General features: G+C 38.2%; 19 protein-coding genes and 1 other RNA gene. 14 read left to right on the top strand and 6 right to left on the bottom strand.

The genetic code is table 11. The features are described 5' to 3' along the window. Window positions 1–234: 234 nt before the first annotated feature. The 11 genes from JK629_RS09150 to JK629_RS09100 are packed head-to-tail and all read left to right on the top strand — an operon-like array spanning window position 235 to window position 11,060. Window positions 235–843 (top strand): hypothetical protein, encoded by a 609-nt coding sequence (locus JK629_RS09150; RefSeq protein WP_202335332.1) that lies wholly within the window; start codon window positions 235–237, stop codon window positions 841–843. A 2-nt stretch (window positions 844–845) separates the two neighbouring features. Beyond that, window positions 846–1,145 (top strand): winged helix-turn-helix domain-containing protein, encoded by a 300-nt coding sequence (locus JK629_RS09145; protein WP_068763179.1) that lies wholly within the window; start codon window positions 846–848, stop codon window positions 1,143–1,145. A gap of 51 nt (window positions 1,146–1,196) precedes the next feature. After that, complete coding sequence (locus JK629_RS09140; RefSeq protein WP_202335331.1) at window positions 1,197–1,727, top strand: Coq4 family protein; 531 nt, start codon at window positions 1,197–1,199, stop codon at window positions 1,725–1,727. A 27-nt stretch (window positions 1,728–1,754) separates the two neighbouring features. Beyond that, complete coding sequence (gene creD, locus JK629_RS09135) at window positions 1,755–3,101, top strand: cell envelope integrity protein CreD (RefSeq protein WP_202335330.1); 1,347 nt, start codon at window positions 1,755–1,757, stop codon at window positions 3,099–3,101. A gap of 5 nt (window positions 3,102–3,106) precedes the next feature. Then, window positions 3,107–3,760: a SanA/YdcF family protein gene (locus JK629_RS09130; RefSeq protein WP_202335329.1), complete on the top strand. Its 654-nt coding sequence runs from the start codon at window positions 3,107–3,109 to the stop codon at window positions 3,758–3,760. Then, on the top strand, window positions 3,757–4,152 hold the full coding sequence (locus JK629_RS09125; RefSeq protein WP_202335328.1) for a ribosomal maturation YjgA family protein: 396 nt from the start codon (window positions 3,757–3,759) through the stop codon (window positions 4,150–4,152). The genes JK629_RS09130 and JK629_RS09125 overlap by 4 nt, the downstream gene beginning before the upstream one ends. Further along, window positions 4,124–4,792: a DUF1361 domain-containing protein gene (locus JK629_RS09120; RefSeq protein ID WP_202335327.1), complete on the top strand. Its 669-nt coding sequence runs from the start codon at window positions 4,124–4,126 to the stop codon at window positions 4,790–4,792. Before JK629_RS09125 ends, JK629_RS09120 begins: the two co-directional genes overlap by 29 nt. A 56-nt stretch (window positions 4,793–4,848) precedes the next feature. Then, entirely contained in the window at window positions 4,849–6,816 is a 1,968-nt protein-coding gene (locus tag JK629_RS09115) for a hypothetical protein (RefSeq protein WP_202335326.1), read from the top strand. 1 nt (window position 6,817) lies between these two features. Then, the gene (locus JK629_RS09110; RefSeq protein WP_202335325.1) at window positions 6,818–8,785 is read left to right on the top strand and encodes a DUF3857 domain-containing protein; all 1,968 of its coding nucleotides are present in this window, start codon (window positions 6,818–6,820) and stop codon (window positions 8,783–8,785) included. Between the two features lie 21 nt (window positions 8,786–8,806). Continuing rightward, window positions 8,807–9,649: a T9SS type A sorting domain-containing protein gene (locus JK629_RS09105; RefSeq protein WP_202335324.1), complete on the top strand. Its 843-nt coding sequence runs from the start codon at window positions 8,807–8,809 to the stop codon at window positions 9,647–9,649. A 40-nt stretch (window positions 9,650–9,689) separates the two neighbouring features. Beyond that, a complete protein-coding gene (locus JK629_RS09100; protein ID WP_202335323.1) occupies window positions 9,690–11,060 on the top strand; it encodes an FG-GAP-like repeat-containing protein in 1,371 nt (456 codons plus the stop codon). A 23-nt stretch (window positions 11,061–11,083) separates the two neighbouring features. Here the strand turns inward: JK629_RS09100 and JK629_RS09095 are convergent, their stop codons facing one another. From JK629_RS09095 to JK629_RS09085, 3 genes are read right to left on the bottom strand one after another with little or no spacing between them, the layout of a single operon-like run. Next, window positions 11,084–11,896 carry an SDR family NAD(P)-dependent oxidoreductase gene (locus JK629_RS09095; RefSeq protein ID WP_225625991.1) on the bottom strand — a complete coding sequence of 271 codons (813 nt, stop codon included), beginning with the start codon at window positions 11,894–11,896 and terminating at the stop codon, window positions 11,084–11,086. 30 nt (window positions 11,897–11,926) lie between these two features. After that, window positions 11,927–13,135, bottom strand: coding sequence for an NAD(P)-dependent oxidoreductase (locus JK629_RS09090; RefSeq protein WP_202338037.1), 1,209 nt, complete (start codon window positions 13,133–13,135; stop codon window positions 11,927–11,929). 28 nt (window positions 13,136–13,163) lie between these two features. Continuing rightward, window positions 13,164–14,312 (bottom strand): T9SS type A sorting domain-containing protein, encoded by a 1,149-nt coding sequence (locus JK629_RS09085; protein WP_202335322.1) that lies wholly within the window; start codon window positions 14,310–14,312, stop codon window positions 13,164–13,166. 88 nt (window positions 14,313–14,400) lie between these two features. Between JK629_RS09085 and ssrA the strand changes: the two genes are divergently transcribed. Further along, window positions 14,401–14,799: a transfer-messenger RNA gene (ssrA, locus tag JK629_RS09080) on the top strand. A 187-nt stretch (window positions 14,800–14,986) separates the two neighbouring features. Here the strand turns inward: ssrA and JK629_RS09075 are convergent. The 3 genes from JK629_RS09075 to JK629_RS09065 form a co-directional block, all read right to left on the bottom strand. Then, a complete protein-coding gene (locus JK629_RS09075) occupies window positions 14,987–17,254 on the bottom strand; it encodes a hypothetical protein (protein WP_202335321.1) in 2,268 nt (755 codons plus the stop codon). A 281-nt stretch (window positions 17,255–17,535) separates the two neighbouring features. Beyond that, entirely contained in the window at window positions 17,536–18,387 is an 852-nt protein-coding gene (locus JK629_RS09070; protein WP_202335320.1) for a helix-turn-helix domain-containing protein, read from the bottom strand. 167 nt (window positions 18,388–18,554) lie between these two features. Further along, entirely contained in the window at window positions 18,555–20,711 is a 2,157-nt protein-coding gene (locus tag JK629_RS09065; RefSeq protein ID WP_202335319.1) for a peptidoglycan DD-metalloendopeptidase family protein, read from the bottom strand. Window positions 20,712–21,241: 530 nt separating this feature from the next. Here JK629_RS09065 and JK629_RS09060 point away from each other — a divergent pair. Together JK629_RS09060 and JK629_RS09055 are read left to right on the top strand one after the other, a co-directional pair. Further along, a complete protein-coding gene (locus JK629_RS09060; protein WP_202335318.1) occupies window positions 21,242–21,403 on the top strand; it encodes a DUF1328 family protein in 162 nt (53 codons plus the stop codon). A gap of 30 nt (window positions 21,404–21,433) precedes the next feature. Continuing rightward, on the top strand, window positions 21,434–21,835 hold the full coding sequence (locus tag JK629_RS09055) for a VOC family protein (protein WP_202335317.1): 402 nt from the start codon (window positions 21,434–21,436) through the stop codon (window positions 21,833–21,835). Window positions 21,836–21,947 lie beyond the last annotated feature (112 nt).

Here is a 21,947-nt window from a genome sequence, read left to right as displayed (position 1 = left end):
TTCTGCCCTCATATCTAAAATTAACTCCCCAATTAATTTGATAGTGTAAAGATGCGAAGAAGAACAATACCAGTCAAGAGGAAAAACCCTGAATTTGTAGGGGGATTTCCCCCTTTTTTAACGTAAGGTTTCTCCTACTTAATTTAATTACCATAAAACTGCTCTATATATTTCAGAATTTTATTTGGCTAACAAACATTTTTATATTTACTTTGTTTTTCAAAGTACTTTATTATGAGTGATCAGGATTATCTAAAAGACATAAGCGAGATTAAAAACTTAATGAACCGCTCTTCCCGTTTTATATCGCTGAGCGGGCTCTCCGGTATCTTTGCTGGAGTCTATGCTATTCTTGGAGCGGCAATAGCATACATATATCTTTTCCCAAAACCGGGGGAATTTCTTACCCTCCACAGTTGGAATTTTAAACTCTTGCTCGCGCTCCTGGCTTCCGTGGCAATTCTCAGCGTAGTCACAGCTTATCTGTTGACGACCCAAAAAGCAAAAAAAAACAATGAGAAAATTTGGGATGCCACCACCCGTCGTTTACTCATAAATTTTCTAATCCCACTTGTAACGGGTGGAATTTACATCATCATCAAATTGAATAGTCAGCATTATGGTTTAAGTGCTTCGTTAATGCTTATATTTTATGGACTGGCGCTTGTAAATGCCTCAAAATACACCATCGGCAACGTAAAATATTTGGGCTATGCAGAAATTATCATCGGCTTACTTTGTGCGGCTCTTCCCGGTTATGGCCTATGGTTTTGGCTCTTGGGCTTCGGGCTTTTCCATATTATTTATGGAAGTATAATGTATATTAAAGAAAGAAAAAGCTAAAAGTGGGCATCATAGACAACATAAACAAACTTTTTGACCATCGCATCCGCTTGGGAATCATGAGCATACTTGTAGTGAACGAGGATGCAGATTTCAATAGGCTTAAGGAATTGCTTGATGTTACCGATGGCAATCTGGCCAGCCACATAAAAGCACTGGAGCAGGCAGAATATATTTTGGTGGAAAAAAGTTTTGTGGGAAGAAAGCCAAATACAAATTACATAGCCACAAAGCTGGGAAAGGCGGAATTTAAAAAGCATATTGATGCTCTTGAGAAATTGATTCAAAAACCGAAAACATAACAATTATATTTTTTTATCATTTCACTTTGAAATACAAAGTACTTTAAATATATGAAGCTACGGAAAAAACTTATAGAGAAACTCTTTGAATGGTCCCAAAAAATTTATTTGAAATTCAAAAAGAAAGAACCCTGGGGAATCAGCACAGCTGAATTACTTGAATATCCAAATAACAGCTTTGGAAAAAATTTAGGCGCATTTCTCAATAAAAATGGTTTCGAACTTATTGGAAAAGTGGAACGCCACGATGCCTACCACGTATTATCCGGTTTCGGCACCAATGTGGAAAACGAAATTGCGCTTCAATACTTATGCTACGGCAACGGCAAACGAACGCCTTATTTAACGGGCGTACTTTTATTGGGAACCACCCTTCTCCCAAAATATGCTTCCTATTATTACAACTCCTACTTAATTGGTAAACAGATCAACACCTTCCACCACTTTGATTTCCAAAAATTATTACACACAGATTTTGAAGGGTTTAGAAAAGTAATCTTTTCCGAAACACAATTATTGAAACTTCAGAAACTTCAATATCAATACAATGAATTTCAATACAGTCCACAAACAATAAACTAATGGCATTTAACCTTTAACACAAAAATTATGGAACAGAAAAAAAGTAGATTCAGCAATTGGATGCGCAACTCCATCACCGCGCGCATGCTCGTAGTAGGATTTTTATTATTGGTTTTATTGATTCCTTTGGAATTCGTAAAATCATTAATTAACGAACGGGCGTATAGGCAGGAAGAAGTTGTGCGCGAGATAAATCAAAAATGGGGAAATGAGGTCTTGCTCTCCGGCCCCATCGTGAAAATTCCTTATAAAATGATTTCAGAGGAAAAGATTTTCAACGAAAAAAGTAACGCCTATTATACGAAAACGAAGGAAACAATAGAAAACGCTTACTTCTTTCCCGATGAATTGAACATTACATCAAATGTTAATACGAAACCGCTGAACCGAAGTATTTATGAATCGGTGGTCTATTCCGCGGCCATTGGCGTAAAGGGAAATTTCCCCACAATTGATTTTTCGGATACTGATATTCCAGAAGAAAACATTCTTTGGGAAAAGGCGACCGTTCTTCTAAAAACCACAAACTTAAAGGGAATAAAAACCACTCCGGTTGTAAACTTAGCTTCGGAAGCACTTTCAATGACGCCCCAATATTCCACGGAATATTTGAACACCATCCAAAGCAAATACATTGCAAACGCGAAGGAAATATTCGCTGCACCACTTCCCTTTTCATTCGACTTAAAAATAAACGGCAGCGAAAGTTTGAAGTTTTTACCAATAGGAAAAGAAACCGATGCCACCATGAAATCGAACTGGCACTCCCCCAGTTTTGACGGTAACTTTCTGCCCGAAGACACCAATAAGGAAATAAGCCAAGAGGGATTTACGGCTACTTGGCGCATCCTGCAAATAAACAGACAGTTTGAGCAATCTTTTTTTGGGCATCTGCCAGATCTTTCAGCTTTCGCTTTCGGCACCAAACTTATCATTCCCGTGGACGAATACCAAAAGAGCGAACGCACTGCCAAATACGGCATTTTGGTTATCGGCTTAACATTGTTGGTTTTTTTACTGATACAATTGGTTAGCAGAATTTACATCCACCCCTTTCAATATATGATGATCGGTTTGGCTTTGGTAATGTTCTATACGCTGCTCATCTCCATTTCAGAGCATAGTAATTTCTTTAAAGCGTATGCCGTTGCCGCATTTTCAGTAATTGTATTGATAACGATCTATTCGCGCGCCATTTTAAAAGGATTTAAATTTCCGTTGCTCATCTGCGGCTCGTTGGTTTCGCTATATGGTTTTATTTATGTGATAATCCAATTGGAAAACTATGCACTTTTGGTAGGCAGTATTGGTCTATTCTTAATCCTAGCAATCATAATGTTTACCTCACGGCGAATTGATTGGAATAACGATTGAAAAAGATGAAGACACTTTTCAATAAAATTGCAAAACTTTATAAATGGGCTTTATTGCTAAGCCCATTTGTATTGTTTGCCATTATTTGTTTGGACACTTACGTGCTTTTGGAAACGGAAAACCAAACCTTTCAAAGTACCGAAGAAATTCCGCATAATAGGGTAGGCTTGCTTTTGGGCACTTCAAAATTTATAGCCAATGGCGATATAAACCTGTATTGTCTATTCAGAATAAGAGCGGCCGTGGAACTTTTTAAAGCTGGAAAGATTGATTTTATTTTAGTGAGCGGCGACAATGGCAGAATAGGTTACAACGAACCTTTGCTTTTTAAAAAAGACCTAATTCAATTAGGAATACCCGAAGAAAAAATAGTCTTGGATTATGCCGGATTCAGCACTTTGGATTCTGTTTTAAGAGCCCAAAAGATATTTGGATTGAATAGGTTTACGGTAATTTCACAAAGTTTCCATAACGAACGTGCAATTTTCCTGGCAAAACAAAAAGGCATTGCAGCAATAGGTTTTAACGCCGAAACGGTCGCGGGGAAATATTCCGCAAAAACAGAACTTCGGGAATACTTGGCGCGAATAAAAGCCTGTCTCGACATTGTTTTTGATTCGCGACCAAAATACTTGGGGGAAAAAATAGCAATACAATGAAGTTTTATATTTCGACAAGACATATTTTGGCAACAAGCATTCTTTTTGCAGCAGAGATTGCCATTGCCTATTTCCATTTCAATCACTTTATCAGAGGTTTTTTGGGCGATGTGCTTGTTATACTCCTAATCTATTGCTTTATAAAAATCTTTATAAAAAATCATGTTCTCCAAACTGCCGTTTCCGTATTGGCTTTTGCCTATTTCGTGGAAATGCTCCAATTATTCAAGTTTGCTGAAAAACTGAATATCCATTCAGAAATACTAATGACCATTATTGGCTCCGTGTTTGATTGGCGGGACTTGATTGTCTATACACTGGGCTTTTTACTTATTTTATTAATCGAAAATATATATATCAAAAATGAAGACCCTAAAAACATTTCTCTTTGATCGTTTCAACATTTGGTTTCCTCTTTTTTTACTGACGGTTTTTAGCATTTTTCTGCTTTCTGTTCGTTTAAAAATAACCCATTCCTTTTTCTATCTTTTTTTGGTATGGAACCTATTCTTGGCTATGATCCCATTTTTCATTTCCACTTATATGAAAAGCCAAAAACAGATCAAAAAGCTGAAACTGTCCTTTTTATTAATAGTTTGGTTGTTGTTTCTCCCCAATGCGCCGTATTTATTGACGGATTTTATCCACCTGCGCTTAAGCCCAATGGAATGGCTTGGTTTTGACAGTTTGATGATTGCGGTTTTTGCAGTTACGGGACTCGCTTTTTATGTAGTTTCCGTTAAGGAAATGAAACAATTGTGCTTTAAGCATTTCAACCAAAAACTGATTTTAAAATCCCTGATTATCCTTCCTTTTGCGGTAAGTTTTGGAATGTATCTCGGGCGCGTATTACGGTGGAATTCCTGGGATGTTCTTCACAATCCCTTTATCCTTTTTACAGATGTTTTCGAAATAATCACAGTCCCAATTGACAATTTGGAAGCTTGGGCATTTACAATACTTTTTGGTCTATTTTTAAAATTAGTTTATTGGGTTTTCGAGAAATATCTTTTTGATTTTATGGAAGATTAAGCATTTTGTAATTATAATATTTAGTTTATTTTGCGAAATAATTAATAGTGCTATTTATGTTAATTCGTCCCCTCTGCTTTTTTCTAATTCTTCTTTCAATTAATTTTCTCTATTCCCAAGAACGAGAAATAGCTGAATTTCGCGAACCTTCAGAAAGTGATTTTGCACTAACTGTTTACGAAAAAGACTCAACAGCCGCAGCCGTTGTTTTGTATGAACAAGGTTATTATTACTATAATACCGTTGGTGACTATATTAAATTAATAAAAGAAGTACACAGAAAAATAAAAGTTTTTGATTCAAAAAAATTTGAGGGAGGCACTGTTGATATTCCATTGTTTTTCTCAGATGAAACAAGTGAAAAATTAGCTGGATATAGCGGATGGACCCATAATGGAAAAGCTAAATCAAAAGTTGATGCTGATGCTGTGTTTATAACTTCCGATCCTGAAATTGGCAAAGTTTTTAGGATGGTTTTTCCAAATGTGAAGGATGGTAGCATCATTGAATATGTTTATAAAATTGAATCTCCATTTCTTTTTAATTTTTACGGATGGGAATTTCAAGGAGAACTTCCAAAAATTTACAGTGAATTTTTATTTAAAATACCTATAGCTTTTCAATTTAACAATGTACTTTATGGCAATCAAAAACTTTACTTAAACAAATCCGAGGTTGTCGGTGATTGTTTACAAACAACTTACAATACTGAAATTATTAGATGTCCGATGACCTTATATGCTATGAAGGACGTTCCCGCTTTTAAAATGGAAGATTATATGCTTTCACCAAAAAATTATATTGCTCGGGTAGAATTTGAACCTAAAGAAATTCATACTGCTTCTGGTTGGAGTAAAACGAAAAAATTTTCAACGGAATGGAAAGATGTCGATAAGCTTCTAAAAAAAGGAGATATTGGAGATCAGCTAAATAAAACAAGTTATTTTAAAAAACGTCTACCAGATTCAATTCTTTCAAAAACCGATATGCCTGATAAGGCAAAAGCAATTTACAGTTTCATTAAAGACCATTATACTTGGGATGGCAGCTATTATAGTTCAGAAACAGAGGTAAAAGATGCTTTTGATGAAAGAAAAGGAAGTGTTCCAGAAATTAATCTTTCACTTATTAATGCTTTGGAAGCTGCAGGCCTTGATGCAAAATTGATGTTACTTTCAACAAGACAAAATGGACTGCCCACAGAGCTTTACCCAGTCCTCACCAAATTCAATTACACTGTAGCTGTACTTACAATTCAAAATAAAATCTATTTACTGGACGCCACAGACAAACAAGCTCCTTTTGGAGTCATTCCCTTTCGGGCGCTCAATATGCAAGGTCGCGTAATGGATTTTAAAAACGGAAGCTATTGGATGCCCATTGAACCCTTTGAAAAAAATATCCATTACGTAAATGCACAAATAACTGCAGCGGCAGACGGTACCTTTTCAGGAAAAGTAAGCCAGGCAAATTATGGATACATAGCATTGGAAAAAAGAAATACCATTGAAGATGAAACCCTGCAGGGGTACATAAAAGAAAAACTAAATGAAAAAGCGGGAATAGAAATTACGGATTATCAAGTAGATGACATTGAAAAAATTGAACAACCCCTTAAGGAAAGCTACGCTATATCCATTGAACCAGAAATAGTAGGCGATAAAGTAATTCTCAATCCTTTCTTCCATAAAACCTATATTACTGAAAATCCCTTTAAAATGGAAGCGCGCAGCTACCCCATGGATTTCGGTTTTCCGTTTACGAATACATATTTAATTTCAATAGATTTGGGTGAAGTATATGAAATTGAACAACTTCCCAAAAGCAGAAGCATAAAACTTCCAAATGAAGATGGCGAATGCTCAGTCACCTACGTTTCAGAGGGCAGCAAACTAAATATACGTTTTAATATGAAGCTTAATGCCTATCGGTTTCCCTCAGATGCATACCAATCCTTAAAAGAATATTTTGGCACTATGGTAACCATGCTGAAAGAAGAATCAATCGTTTTAAAAAAAATATAGAATGACAATAAAACAGTTAAATTTAATTTGCCTTTTATTTCTTGTATCGCTTTGCTATTCGCAACAACAACCCCCACACACCTTTGGGGAACCCCTACCGGAAGAATTCGCCATGACCAGCTATTCCTTAGACCCAGAAGCAAATGGCGTAGTGCTTTATGAAAGGGGAAACTACACAGTAGATGCTGCCGATGGTTACATCAGGCTAATCAAGGAAGTTCATAGGAAAATCAAGGTATTGCATGCCAAAAATTTTGAATTTGATCATGTGGAAATTCCCTACTATCGTGAAAACAACGTACAGGAAAATATTAAAAATCTTAAAGCCGTGACCCATAACGGTCAATCACAAGTTTACGTGAGTGATAAAGCAATCTTTGATACCGATGAAAATCAATACTGGTCGCTCAAAAAATTTGCCTTTCCCAACGTCCAGGACGGTAGTATTTTGGAATATACCTATCGCATAGAAACTCCATATATGCAACATATGGGTGTATGGGAATTTATGAATAGCTTACCGACCCTTTATTCAGAGCTGCACACAGAAATACCAGGAAATTATACCTACAACCGAACACTTTATGGAGACAGAAAACTGGATGTGAACCATGCCGAAATAAAACGGGATTGTTTTCACTTGCCCGGCTTCAAGGTCCCCGGAGATTGCGAATCGGCTACCTATATTATGAAAGCCATTCCCGCCTTTAAGGAAGAGAAGCACATGCTTTCTGAAAGCAATTATATTCCCGCAATGAAATTTGAACTTCGGGACATAGTTCGTTTGGATGAAAGTAAAACCGCATTCTCAAAAAGCTGGGAAGATGTGGACCGCCAATTTAGATACGATAAGGATTTGGGGCGCCAATTAAAATACACAAGTTTTTTTTCGGAACAACTTCCTACCTCAATAAGCTCGATTTCAGATGAATTGGAACGTGCAAAAGCAGTCTATTATTTTGTCCAGAAAAAAATGACTTGGAACAAACAATACAGAATACTCAGCGACATTCGTGTAAAAGAAGCTTTTGAAAAAGGAGTTGGCAACAGTTCCGAAATTAATTTAACTCTTATAAACGCCCTGGAAGCTGTAGGTCTAGACGCAAAAATAATGCTGTTGGCAACACGCGACAAAGCTAAACCAACCAAACAGTACCCAGTTCTTACAGATTTTAACTATGCCGTGGCATTTCTTAATATCAACAACACTAAATACATATTGGATGCTACAGATAAATATACTTCGTTTGGGGTACTTCCCTTTCGCGATTTAAATGGAGAAGGTCGTGTACTTGATTTTAAAAAAGGTAGTTATTGGGAACCTATAGTTCCTATCGCCAAAAACATGCATTATATAAATATGCAACTTACTGCTAATAATAGTGGGTTATTTTCCGGCAAGGTAAGTGAAATTTCCACGGGCTACGTGGCAGTATCCAAAAGAAGGGACAACGCCGATTTTTCCAAAGAGGAAATAATAAAAAGAAAACAGAATAGCAATGAATTATTGGACATTTCAAATCTTCAAGTAGAAAACGAACAAGACTTGGAACAACCCTATAAAGAAACCTTTGACATCACCATACACCAGCAACCGGTAGGCGATATATTGTTTGTGTATCCATTCTTGGCAAAACCCTATTTTTCCGAAAACCCTTTTTCAAAAGAAACCCGCATCTATCCTATTGATTTTGGTTTCCCTGTAATAAATAATTATTTGGTCTCTATAGATGTCCGGGACGCCTACGAAATTGTTAAGGTCCCAGAGAACAAAATCCTGAAACTTCCCAATAATGATGGAGAGCTTTCGGTAGTTTATGACGTTGCGGGGAGTAAAGTTAACATACGACTGAGCGCCAAATTGAATAATACTAGTTTTTCAAAAGAAGCATATCCAGCTTTGCGACAATTTTTTGAAACCCTTATAAAAGTTCAAGCAGAGGAACCAATCCAATTAAAACGAATTTAACATCAACTCCAAACATTCTATATGAAAAAAATTTACTTAATAGTGGCATTGATCACTCAAGTATCCTTTAGCCAAGTGATTACGCTAAAACATAACATTGGCAATAACATTGTAGATCAAATTCAAAATTATAGCTGCGGAATTGGTGGAAATGATTGGGCGAGAGTATTCGAATTGGCTGATTTTGGTATCGCTGGTGATTTCGAAATTGATATCGCAAACGTTGGTATTCAAAGTACCATTGCAATCCCGGGCCCCTCAATTATAGTTAAGATCTATACAATTGATGAGGATTTTCCCGCTTCATTTTCAGAAAGCAATATACTGGGTTCTAGTGATCCTATTGTTGTAGGAACTCTGGCGAATGTTATATTGCCATTAACGTTCAGCACTCCTGTTATCGTCCCTGCAGGGCAGGATAGAATTTTGGTAGAAGTTCATCAAGAATTTGACGGAAAGGTCCTTTTTTTGGGCGGCACCTCAGATACTTATGATTATTCTTGGTACAAAATAGATTCTCCCGCGTGTAGCAATACTCCCTATGTTTACAAAAGTAATTATGACCTAAACAGACCCGATCTTAATTACTATATAACTGTCTCGGGAACCCAAACCCTTTCAGTGGAAAATTTTAATGAAGACAGCATCACCCTTACGCCAAATCCGGTCATCAATACAATTTCTATTGAAAAATCACCCAATCTTGATATTACTCAAATAACCATTTTCAATATTAACGGGCAAGCAGTTATGAAAACCCATTTTAATGATTCAGTAGATATTTCACATCTTCCAGCCGGTTTTTACATACTTATACTGGAAACAGAGCAAGGAAATCTGACAAAAAAAATAATAAAGACATAACCATTCCCTATTTACTTAAAACCTACAAAAACAAAAAAAAATGAAGGGAGTATTATATTCACTGCTTATTCTAACTTTAGCAAATGCCGCTCAATCACAGATTTTGCAGGAGGGCTTTCATGTACCGGGCACATTTCCTACCGCTGCCGCTTTTGGTGATGTGAACGGCGATGGACAAATAGATTTTTTGCAAACATATAACGCCTTTACGGGCCAAAGTCCCTTAAATGCAACGAAGGTATGGACCAATAATGGAGACTCTACCTTTACATTATTCGGTGAATTCGGTACTGCCGTCAATGAAGACATCAAACTTGCCGATATGGATAATGACGGAGATTTAGATGCAGTTACATCAAGCAGGATATTTCTTAATGACGGAACTGGGACTTTTACAATAGGGCAATATTTAGGCAATGACGTGTGGGCCGTAGAAGTTGCAGATTTTAATGAGGATGGGTTTATGGATGTGTTTTGTGCTGTTTACAACTTACAAGCTGAAGACAAATTATATTTAAGCCAGGGCAGCGCACAATCGTTAATATTAACCCAAATGCCATGGACTACTGGCAGTTATTCCAGCGAAGCTACCGTGGTTGACATTAACCAAGACAACCATATGGACATTATAATCTTAAAGGGCAATTCGCCGCTTCAGGCAAGACGTGAAAATGAAATATGGACGGGAAATGGCGATGGCACTTTTTTTAAAAGTCCCCAAATGTTACCCCAAGTAGCAACGTGGAAAGTAGATAGTGGAGATTATAATGGCGATGGCACTATAGATCTTGTAGTTGTGGAAGCCGATAATCTGGTTAGGGGCTATTTAAACAATGGCACTTCCCTTTTCCAAAACTTTACCACCCTATACTCGGCAGAACCAGCCTCAGATGTTGATTTGGTTGATATAGATGTTGATGGCGACCTAGACTTAGTAATAGCCAAATTTGCCTTTGGCACAGAAACCTATAGCAGTGTTGTGCTATTTAATGATGGCAATGGAAATTTTACGGAAGGGTCTGAAGAATTTTCAATTAGCGATACCTTTGATATTGAAGCTTTTGATATTGATAACGATAATGACAAAGATTTATTTACCATCAATGTAAATGATGCAGACAGTGTTTTTTGGATCAATCAAACTGACCCTGTCCTAGCTATAAACGAAAACGAAATTTCCAATATCGCCTTATTTCCAAATCCTGCAAAAAACTTTATCAATTTAAAGTTCCATAACACTGCTGTTTCAAGCGTTACGCTTCTTAGCACTCTGGGCAACGTCCAGCAGCACTACAGTATAGATTCTGATAACTTTCATCTCAATATTGAAAACCTTACTCCTGGAGTGTATTATTTAAAAATAGCGCTGGAGGATGGAAAATTCCAAATGAACAGCTTTATCAAAAAATAAATCTTGTATTTGAAAGAGTAAAGTTAATGGGCACGATTCTTTTCCTGAATGCGCCTTATAACTGCAGTAGCGGTACGCCGTGAAACAAAACGCGGAAGTTTGGAAAGCAGTTTGTTAATATTGCCTGGAATGGCAACTATTTTACCTTTTTGCATGGCCTCATATCCGTATTTAGCAACGGCTTTAGGGCAAGCTATGTTAAAACTGATTTTATTTTCGGAAGAAGACTTGCCTATGCCATTTGAAACTACATCTTGAAAACAAGTTTTGGTCTGTCCCGGGCAAAGTACTGTTACAGTAACTCCAGAGTCTTTAAGCTCATTTGCTATCGCTTCGGAAAAAGAGAGTATATAAGCCTTGGAAGCATAATATAAAGACATTAAGGGTCCCGGCTGAAAAGCCGCAAGTGACGACATATTAAGAATTTTCCCTTTGCCTCGAGCTACCATTCCCTTTAAGACAAGCTTGGTCAAATGTGTTGTTGTAACAACGTGCAGATTGAGCATTTCGGCCTCGCGCTTCCAATCTGTATCTTGAAAGCTCCCGAAAATTCCAAATCCTGCATTGTTAATGAGAACGTCAATAGGTACATCTTCAATCGCTTCAAAAATTTCAGGTGCCACATTACAGGTACTCAAATCTTTTGCGATAAGTTTTACTTCAGAAGAAAATTGTGTTTCTATTTCTTTTTTTGCCTTTTCCAACCCTTGGATATCAACATCCACTAAAAAAAGATCATAACCATCTTGGGCTAGTAGCATGGCAAGTTCAAAACCGAGTCCTGAAGCGGCCCCAGTTACAAGGGCTGTTTGTTTTATTTTTTCAGTAAGTTTCAATTGCAAGGTTGTTAACAAAAAGTTAATTTGTTAATCGGCAATTTCCACATAATCCTTTAAATATGCAAATCTAGAAGTGAGTTTTCCGTCTGCAGTAGTTATTTTTGCACGTTCCAAGATGCCATTCCTATCGCCATTAAAAAATGCAGGGATAACATGTTCCATAAACATATCGCCAAATCCTTCACTTGCATCCTTGGGCAGCTCGCAAGGCAAATTATCTACCGCCATAACGGTTATTGCGCCGGGAGCATCAAAAGCCGTTTCCGCTTCGGTTTGGGGGTTATATCCGTAAAATGGATCGGCAATGGTAGATGCGCGCAAGGTGCTTGCTATAGGCCCATCCACATCACAAGAAATATCCGCTACGATGTTTATTTTAAAGTCAGGATGTTTGGCATCTTCGCGAGTGAACAGATACGGGGCGCCATTGCCATAAAAATGTCCCGAGATAAACATATCGCTCACTTTGGCATACTTCATAAAATCACTTTCATAATCAGAAGGGTCGTTATAAAACTCTTCCTTATCAAATGCTCCGCCGTCTTTGCGCTTGTTGTATTCAGTAACGTCAATTAAACAATAAACCGGTTCTTCAAAATCTTTGAAAAGGTAGTCGGTATCAGTAACCTCGCGAATTTTAAGGTGATCGAGAATCTCCTTTGCACCTCTTGTAACTTTTCCTGTTCCAGAAAGGATAATTTTTATATTTGGAAGTGTAATTTTATCCAGTTCCGCTTTTACGGCTTCAAGGTCTGGAAGGGTTTCAACTTTTGGGAGTGCAAACAGCCTATCACGCAAACCTAAACCTCTAAACCCATTATAGGCGCCCACCAATCCAGCATAATACCCAAACCCGATCAATCTATGTTTGTCTGCATTTACGATGGTTTCGTGATCAAACATTTCAATATTTTTAGCGAGCATCGCCTTTAGCAATTTGCGATTGTAAGGTTGTTTTTTGATGGTGTGGCTGAAGTAGAAATACTTTTTATTCGGAATTAAAGCATCTACGGGCACTTCCTTTACGCCCAGCATCACATCTGCTGATGACACATCTTCCAACACTTTAAAACCAGCATCGCGGTACGCATCATCTGGAAAGATACGAACATCTGAGGCTTCCACGATGATCCGTGCATCGGGAAACTTCTGTATGACTTCTTGGCACTTTTCCGGTGAAAAAACCACCCGACGATCTGGCGGAGTTTTGCGTTCTTTGATGATGGCAAAGGTTATAGGCATATTAAAATAGTTTTTAAGAATTTTATTTTTTTACAAGCATTTTAGTATTTAAAGTTCCATCTATTAATACTTTGACAATATATGTTCCAGCTGCAAATTTTGAAAGGTCTAAATTCGGTTCAGAGCCTTCAGAAATCAATCTTCCCTGTAGGCTATAAATTTTCACCTGATCAATTTTCTTAGAACTTTTAATATTCAAAACGTTGCCTGCCGGATTGGGAAATATTGTAAAAGCAGACTTTGTAAACTCAGCGGTGCTTAACAGGCAATCTTCGCTGAAGCGAACACCGGGATCCACACACCAACCGTCATTCCATGGAGGGTCACATTCTGGGCGAGGAGCATTTTCTTCATCTACGAGAATACACTCAAGTAATGGATTTCCTTGTGCTTGCAAGGTTTCCAATATGGAATTATTGCCATTTCTCATATCCAAAATTTCCAGATCATTGCGCACACAAACCAACCAATCTATTAATGGATTTTGTGTAATATCTAAAGTGGACAATTGATTATCGCCACAATTAAAGGAGTCTAGTAAAGGATTTTGGCTTACATCCAAGTGGGTAAAATTATTAATTTGTAAGTTCAAATCCCTTAATTGAGGAAACAGGGAAAGATCCAAACTAGTTAGTTGATTTCCGTAAGCGTATAATCTTTCAAGATTGACACATTGAGTGATATTTATTTCAATTAAATTATTATCCTCACACACTATATGTTCCAATCGCCAATTACCTGAAAAGTCAAGCGTAGTAAGTTGATTTCTCCCACAACCTATTGTTTCCAGATATTGTAAAGCAGACAAATCCAATTCTGTTAAGTTATTATCTTGGCAACTTAATCGAAAAAGATGAATGAAGTATTGTAATCCTTCCATGGAATCAATATTTTGATCATCTACCACCAATCGAAAAACATTTTCAGCTTCATCTACATCTATTTCCCCATCGTTATTTGTATCCACATCACCATCAAGAGAACCATTGGCATCGAGATCTGCACATATGGTATTTACCAAAGCATTTTTAAAATTGGCGTCTGGAATATTAATAATTTGAGCACTTGCAGCAATACTCATAAGAAAAAAAAAGAGTAAAACACGTAGATTCATAACTTTTTGGCGTGAATATTGATTTAATATTGCGGTGGCAAAGATAGGGTTTTTCATGTATCTTTGGCAGCTGTATCCTGTAAGCTATATGCTATAAGCATTCAAAAATTGGTAATTGTTTATTGACAATTGTTCATTGAAAAAAGGGGCCGACTGGTTTTGACAGCGGGTCTAATTGTATTGTAAGCATGCCGAGCGCTGGGATATAGCTCGTTAATATCATATTTCACACTTTTTAAACGGCGAGAATAACTACGCCCTAGCTGCATAACCCGAATTATAGTACGGTATGCCTCGGCCCACAAGGTGGGCAAGCAGGAAGTCGCTCGAAGGCCTTGGTTTACGGCGTTCGATTTAGCGGCTTCGTGAAAGTAAACCTAGCAATCGCAGGGCTCTGATGCGATTGCGAAACTTAAATGGAGCTAAGGAGTGCGTTGGTAGTTTTCAACCGGCAATCTCTCGAAAATCAAAACGAAAACTAAGCATGTAGAAAGCAATATGGTTGCGCGTTTGGACGAGGGTTCGAATCCCTCCGGCTCCACCATTAACTGAGAAAGCCGCACCTGAAGGTGTGGCTTTTTTATTTTATGAAATAGCTAAGCATGCTTGAAATCTTGGGAGAAGGTATTCGCGCTCCGACTTGTTGTGTTTTTAGCAATTGTCAACGGAAGAAAAGAAAAAACCGTAAAACTAAATTTACGGTTTTTTGCTTATTTGAGATTATGAGACCTTTAAGGCTCCAATGCAAACGCCACAGTCCTTCCATAGTCTTTAGCAACTCGTGATATTCCGTCCGTAGCCGTAGAAATTATGTGCAAGGTTTCTGCAAAGGCCGCTTTACCGGTTCCATTTTCATAACATTCGCCCAATAATTCGGAAGGAGTAAATGTCTTGCTGTATATTCCGGTGGCTGTGTTCAAAGTATAGCCAGAGGCACTGTCTATAACCATTCCCCGTGCAGAGGCTGTTGCCACACTTCCGCAGGTTCCTTTAACCACACCAAAGCTGAACTCAGCAAAATTGGTAGGGTGTACCGCCCTAAAGGTAAGCTCTAGTTCGGCTTCTTCGCCAGCGGGCTTGTATTTTACAAAGCCACAACAGTTGGAAGAAGCTGGTTCGCCATTCACATTCACGGTGTAAATATCGCCTTCGCACTGGCCGTTGTCTATGCGCATAATAACATTGAAGGCATCCGCATTGGAAGAAGTGGGATTCTCCAGTAAAATATCGGGCGCATTCTCACTAAAGCTTGCATCATCATGCCGTGGCGTTTTAAAGGTTGCCTTGGGAAGATTTTGTAGAAGATTACCCGCTTTGTCAAACAACTCCAGTTTAAACTCATAGAGACCATCACCTTCCAGATTTGTGGAATCAAACGTTATTGTATCCATATTATAAGTCTGTTGGTGCCAATGTGGATGCGAATCTGCCGCTATATTGAAAGGTGCCATTTCTGGTAATTCCGGCGGTATAATGTACAGGTTGTCATTGGGCCCTTCGGTAAAAGGACCCAGTTTTACCTTGTCAGCGCCCCATTGTTCATCGCCATTAGAATCAGTATAAACGTAATCATACCCTTTATAGAATGTTGCCCCTTTAGGCTCCAGTGGCTCATAGGAAGAGAGGGGAGATAGATCGGTAAGGGATATTTTTCTATAGCTCCAGCGATAATAGTACATATTGGAATTTGGCAGATCGCTACCAAAGCCCAGTCTAAATGTAGGGTTTCCTCCAAACGGTCTTTTATAATCATCGACTGTGGTAACCAAAAAACTATCTCCTGCAGCGCCGGCATCGGTTAGCCCAACCCGGTCATATACCACAGATTGCATAGGTGGTGGCAGCAGTTGATGCGTCTGTTTTATATGTGAAACGCTAGTATGGCCCACAGACCGCAACCACACATTTTGTCCCGGCAGATGGCAATCGCAACAGCAATCACCCGCAACCATATTATGGGTAAGGTGGATGTTTATATCGGTGCCGCAAGCATAGTTCCAGTGCGTATTGCAAGGAATAGGTGGTTTGTAAACTGTAGTCCACACCCCATTTATCATATATTCCACCCAAATATAAATATCGGGTTTATCGCCAAAGCAATTATAGTAAATGCTCTTTTCAAACCTGCCACTCGCGTTAGTTTCAACCACAGCCAATTCCTTACAACGGTAAAAATAGGGCCACCACCAAGGCCAAAAACAAAACCACGGGTGAAATAATGTATAGTTTTTTGCAATTGTTTCCCGAATATTATTAAGGTTGCCAGAAGCGAGTTGTTGTCTAATTTCAGAACCCAATTCGGGTAATTTGGAAAGCGTCTCCTTACGCAGTTCTGTATAAGATTGCGTTTTAAAAATATTCTCCTCGTTTGACCCTTCCATCATCGGAAAGCGCTCAATACGCTGAAAAGGCGCTGGGTCTGGTATAGGAATCGGAAATTTAAAAACGGGCTTTAAAATGGCATCTGGGACCTTGGCGATTATATGATCCGGTATTCTATAGATCCAATACCAAATAGGGTCTATTTCACAAATATGTACACGTGCCCTACAAACAGGTCGATCTACCCAGCTGTTCCCTAGGTTGAACCATTTTGAAACCTTTCCACTAACGCGACATTTGCATTTAAGCCAAAAACGGGACAATACCTCAGGAATTGGTAAAATAGTAATTTCTTGGTTAGCGTTCCATGTCATTATGGGTTCATAAGCCTTATAGTTTTGCAACTCTTGCGTAGTTTTAATGTGTGTAATTTTTTTGTCGGAAGCTGGTGCAATAAAAAGCCTGAGCTGTTCCGGGTTTATTTTCATTTCACGGCTATGCGCTGGCAATTTGTCTAGGTTAAATTCCAGAACATTGTCTTTCGCATATTGCCATTGGAGCAATATTCCCCGCCAATGAAAAAGAAAGCCGATAAGCGGGAAATCTCTTTCTGGGGGTTGTTCAAAATCGATATGGATCTTGAAGTTTCTGTTTGGGTAGTCAGGATTCTTTGCCATGATTACATATTTATAGGTTAGTGCCTACTCTGTTTCCATTTGGATTTTGGGCATACTCCATTAACTATTATGTTTGCTGACGTAACCAACAAACCTTACAATCATTTCAAAGGGAAGTTTTTTGATATATACTTTAAAATGTAAGCAAATCGATTTAATCAGAGGAGTGAAAAATTCATCGCTTTTAAATACCATACAAGGAAACAATAAAGTTAATACTCCCCCATTAATTGAAATAGTACAAAAGCGACAGCTTATTTTAATAAATCTAGGAATGAACCTTATATTGCGATAGATCGTTTTACATTTTTAATACGAAGGGAAGAAGGATAGTTATTTTCAAAAAGCCCTGTCGGGGAGATGCCAGCAATTTTTTTGAAATCCCGAATCATGTGCATCTGGTCATAATAATCACAATCCAGTGCAATACTGGTCCAACATTTACTGGGGTTTATGAGTTTTGTTTGTATGGCACGATGGAAGCGCAGTAAACGGCAAAACACCTTGGGGGTTGTTCCCACCTGTTTTATAAAATTTCGTTCAAAATTGCGAATACTCATCTTGGCCATTGCTGCATACTCTTCTATCGATATTGCACAATTAGACTGCACTATTGCATTGCAAACCAGGGCTACGCTTTTTTTGGTACTACTTAATTTTCTTTGAACTACATAACTCTTTAAAAATTCATCGGTAAGTGCGGCCATTTCATGTATGGTCTGTGCCTGCTGCAACTGTTCGCAATACGGTAAAATTTCCTTGCCAAAAACAGCCTGGGCATCCACAATTTTATCTTTGAATTCCTTTAAAGGCAGTTCAAACAGGCTATGAAAGCCATTAGGGGTAAACTGTATTTTGAAAATGGAATACTTCCCCTTAAATTTCCAACTTTCTTTAAATTGGGTAAAAAGCCCTTTTAACCAAATACGCGTTAATACTTGGTCTAGGGATGGAGCGTAGTTAATTGCCAAATTTTTAGGAAACGCACCCTGAAAAAAAAGTAGGCACATTTCGGGACCGGAATAACATGGCCAAATTAGCCCTGCCTCATTAGTATTAAAGTCCAAAAGGGTATAATTGCGTACAAAAGGCGCCAAGAAAATACTGGGTGGTATGTTTACTATTTTGGGCATAATATACTTTTGAAACCATTAGTGGGATTAACAAGTCCTAGCGTCTTTTGAAAAGGTGCAACTACGGCAGATGGTTTCTTTTAATTATAAGAAGGACAGATAACAGCCTATGAAGAAGCTATTTGGTATCGATAAAGCAAGGCGCGCTATCTGTCCTTTTCTTGAGATTATTTAGACCAAATACCTTCATAAGTTGCTTTATTATCAGCTTCGTAACCCACAACACAACGGGTAAGATAGCCTTTGGAAAGCATATTGGTATATTCAGTTTGGTATTGTGTGCTAGAGAGATGGTGTTTTTCCCACCACGTATTATAGTCGGGTGCATTTTTATACCATATTCCACTCAATTGTGGTTTTCCTCCTTTTACATAAGCGTCCAAATAGACGAGTTTGAACTTTTTCTTTTCGGAATAATCCTTAAAGTAATTTTTAAAGGCTTGCAGATCCATTTCAGGCCGTAAGTAAAAACCACCAGTGCTTTTCTTTTCCCAAAGGGCTGCAACATATGTTTTTGAGCCTACGAAAACACAGGAAACATTTACCGGCACCCAACCTGCCTTATGATGTTTTTCAAAATTAGCCTCATGCCAGGCAAGTGGCTGTCCATGATAGGCCATCCATTTTACAGAATTATCTTTTTTCCATACTGCTGCATACCGCAACTTGCCTTTTAACAGATAGGAGTTTATATTTATAAGCCTATATCCCTCTTCGTTCCATTTGTCAAATTCAGCTTGGTATTTTTTGCCATCCATATCGTGCCGTGCTACCCAGGCCACTTTTTTTGAAGGGCGGAAAATAACGTTGAAATAGGTTTTTCCGTTTACATCAAAACCATCAACCCATACGGGATAATAGCCACATGTCCAAATCTTGTCAAACTCTGTTTGATAATTAGCATGAGATACTCCCTGTTTTGCCACTTCACCCCAATTGGTTGGATATTCACAATAGGGATGTTCCATTGCTACAAAACACGCCTTACTTTTTTGTCCTGGAATACCTTGGGTATTTAGCTTAGACCAATTGATATTGGATTTCGGAGTTTTATAATTATCCTTTCCTATTGCATAGCCCGTGTTGAACAGTAATGGTCTAAAAGCACCGCTGTCCGGTTCGCTATCGTTTTTATATGCCTTTATATGTATGTGTAGGTGCGGGCCACTGGAGTTGCCCGCATTGCCAGCTTTTCCCAGAATGGCACCTTTTTTAACGGTTGCGCCCTTTTTTAGTAAGCCACTGGTTAATGAACCTTTCTGCATGTGGGCATATAGAGCAACCACATTGCCGTGACGTATGTAGAAATGATTGCCGGAGCCACCATAATCAAATGAACCCCAAAGCTCATCTTTTTGCTTTTTCATTCCTGCCTCTGACCCATCGGGTTTCCAATTGTTGGGAATGTTGTTTTCAAAATGTAGCACGGTGCCATCTGCCATTGCCCTTATAGGCTTACCCCAGATACGATGGTCTTCATTTTTACTCCCGTCCTTGCCAGGGAGCACCCCTCGCCAAGCTTTATCCTCATAAGCATCCACAACCAGATCATAAGCAAACACCTGGCTGCCGCCACCGTGCATGGAATAACCGGAAATGTATTCCTCATCGCCAAAATCATTTTTACTAAAAGGAAGTGCAACTGCGTGCTCATAGGGTTTTAGACTTTTGGTAACTGAGAGCGCCCCACTATAGTTTTTAAATTTAAAGCTCAATTTTACACTAGTCGGAAATGGAGCCTCCAGAAAAACCACATCGCCATTCTCATGATATTCACGACTATTCTGCCAATTGGCGGAATGGGCAGGCTCAATAACAAGTTTATCTGTGGGCAGATACACCTCCTTTTTTACGGTAGTATTGCCCTTTTTATATTCCAAAATTACTTCGTCAAGATCAACCGTTTCCGTGCCTTTGTTATAGATTTTAACCCAGATGGAAAGTTGCGCCAATTGCTTTTCTTGGCTCGTAAATCCTGGGGTTGGATGAAAAAGCACCACACCGCCCTCGGTGGGTTCCATGGCAAACTCAATGTTTTTGGGGGCATTGGCGCCTCTTTTAAAAACCTCAGCATTAACTTTTTTGGGATCAAACCGAAGAGGCTTCTCCTCAGCAAACTTAAAGTGCCTCACTTGGGCCACAGTGCCTACCTTTTTTATCGTACTGGCAGAAACTTTTCCCCGCTTAGCAATGGTGGGACGTACAGGGGTTTTTACAGTTGTTTTGGGAGTGCTCTTTACCATCCTTTTTTTAGAGGTGGCAACATTTGTCAAGGGCGTCTTTTTTTTAGAAGCCCCAACTCTAATAATTTTTTTTGCAGTCATTTTACTCAATTTTTGAAGTTGGACAATCCTTAAATTATTCAATTGGGAAATGTAGTACCTGATAACAGGTATTGCTTAAAATTGAGGAGAGCGGTAATAACTATCCAAAGTTGGATAACTTGTAGGGTAAATTTAGTAAATAATTGAATATCAATTACTTTTATTTGTTAATTTTTGTAGGAATTATTTTTAATGGCTTATATCTACTTCGGGTGTGTTTTAAAATATTGACAATTTATAGCGGCACGTATGCTTCTTTAATGCTCTTCTTGCAATTTATTTGTTTCATCTCTTGAATTGTGTGTTTGATTTTCGGTAAACCACGAACACTTTTATAAGCAGCTCACTAATTATCGCGTACTAGCCAACTTCGACTAGAGTTTAATTAACAAGAAAAATTCCCCTTCCAAGATTATCTCCTTGCGTTTTAAAATATTTAACAACTGCCGTTAAACTACCTTTAAAAAATTTTATAGCTTGTTTTGCATAGGTATCTTAGTTCCATACTAACAAAAAAACTACTTATTATTATGATACGATGGATTATTATTTTTCTAGTAATTGCTATTATCGCTGCCATTTTTGGATTTGGTGGAATAGCTGAAGGTGCAGCGGACATTGCCCAGATTATTTTTTACATTTTCTTGGTGCTATTAGTATTGGGGCTTTTGTCACGCCTTTTTAGAAGATAATTTGAACCATTAACAAACAAAAAAACAGCTATGAGAATTGAAGCCTATTTATCATTCAGAGGTCAATGTCAAGAGGCCTTTAACTATTATCAAGAAATTTTTGGAGGTGAAATAGTAAATATTGAGACATATGAGAACAAAGCTATTGACCTCCCCGAAAATTACAGAACCCAATGGCAGCATGCGGAGTTAAGAGGAAAAAATTTTACAATACTTGGATACGATGCCGCCCCAGACACTCCCTTAACCGATGGAACTAATATGCACTTAGGTGTGGATATGGATAATGAGGGGGGCGCAAAGTTTGCATTTGCCGAATTATCAAAAGGGGGAAAAGTACACACCTCTTTTCAAAAAACCTCGTGGGGGGCACATTACGGCAGATGTACCGACAAATACGGAATTAATTGGATGGTTAACTTCAAAGAATAATATTCTACAATCCTATAGGTAAGGCGTTTGAATACAAGTAATTCAGACGCTTTTTTTATAATAAACAGGATTGTCTTTATGCTGTCATCTTTGTGCAAACAGGAATGACCCC

The sequence above is a fragment of the Aequorivita iocasae genome, assembly GCF_016757735.1.
Lineage (GTDB): Bacteria > Bacteroidota > Bacteroidia > Flavobacteriales > Flavobacteriaceae > Aequorivita > Aequorivita iocasae.
This window is presented reverse-complemented; position numbering and strand designations above follow the sequence as displayed.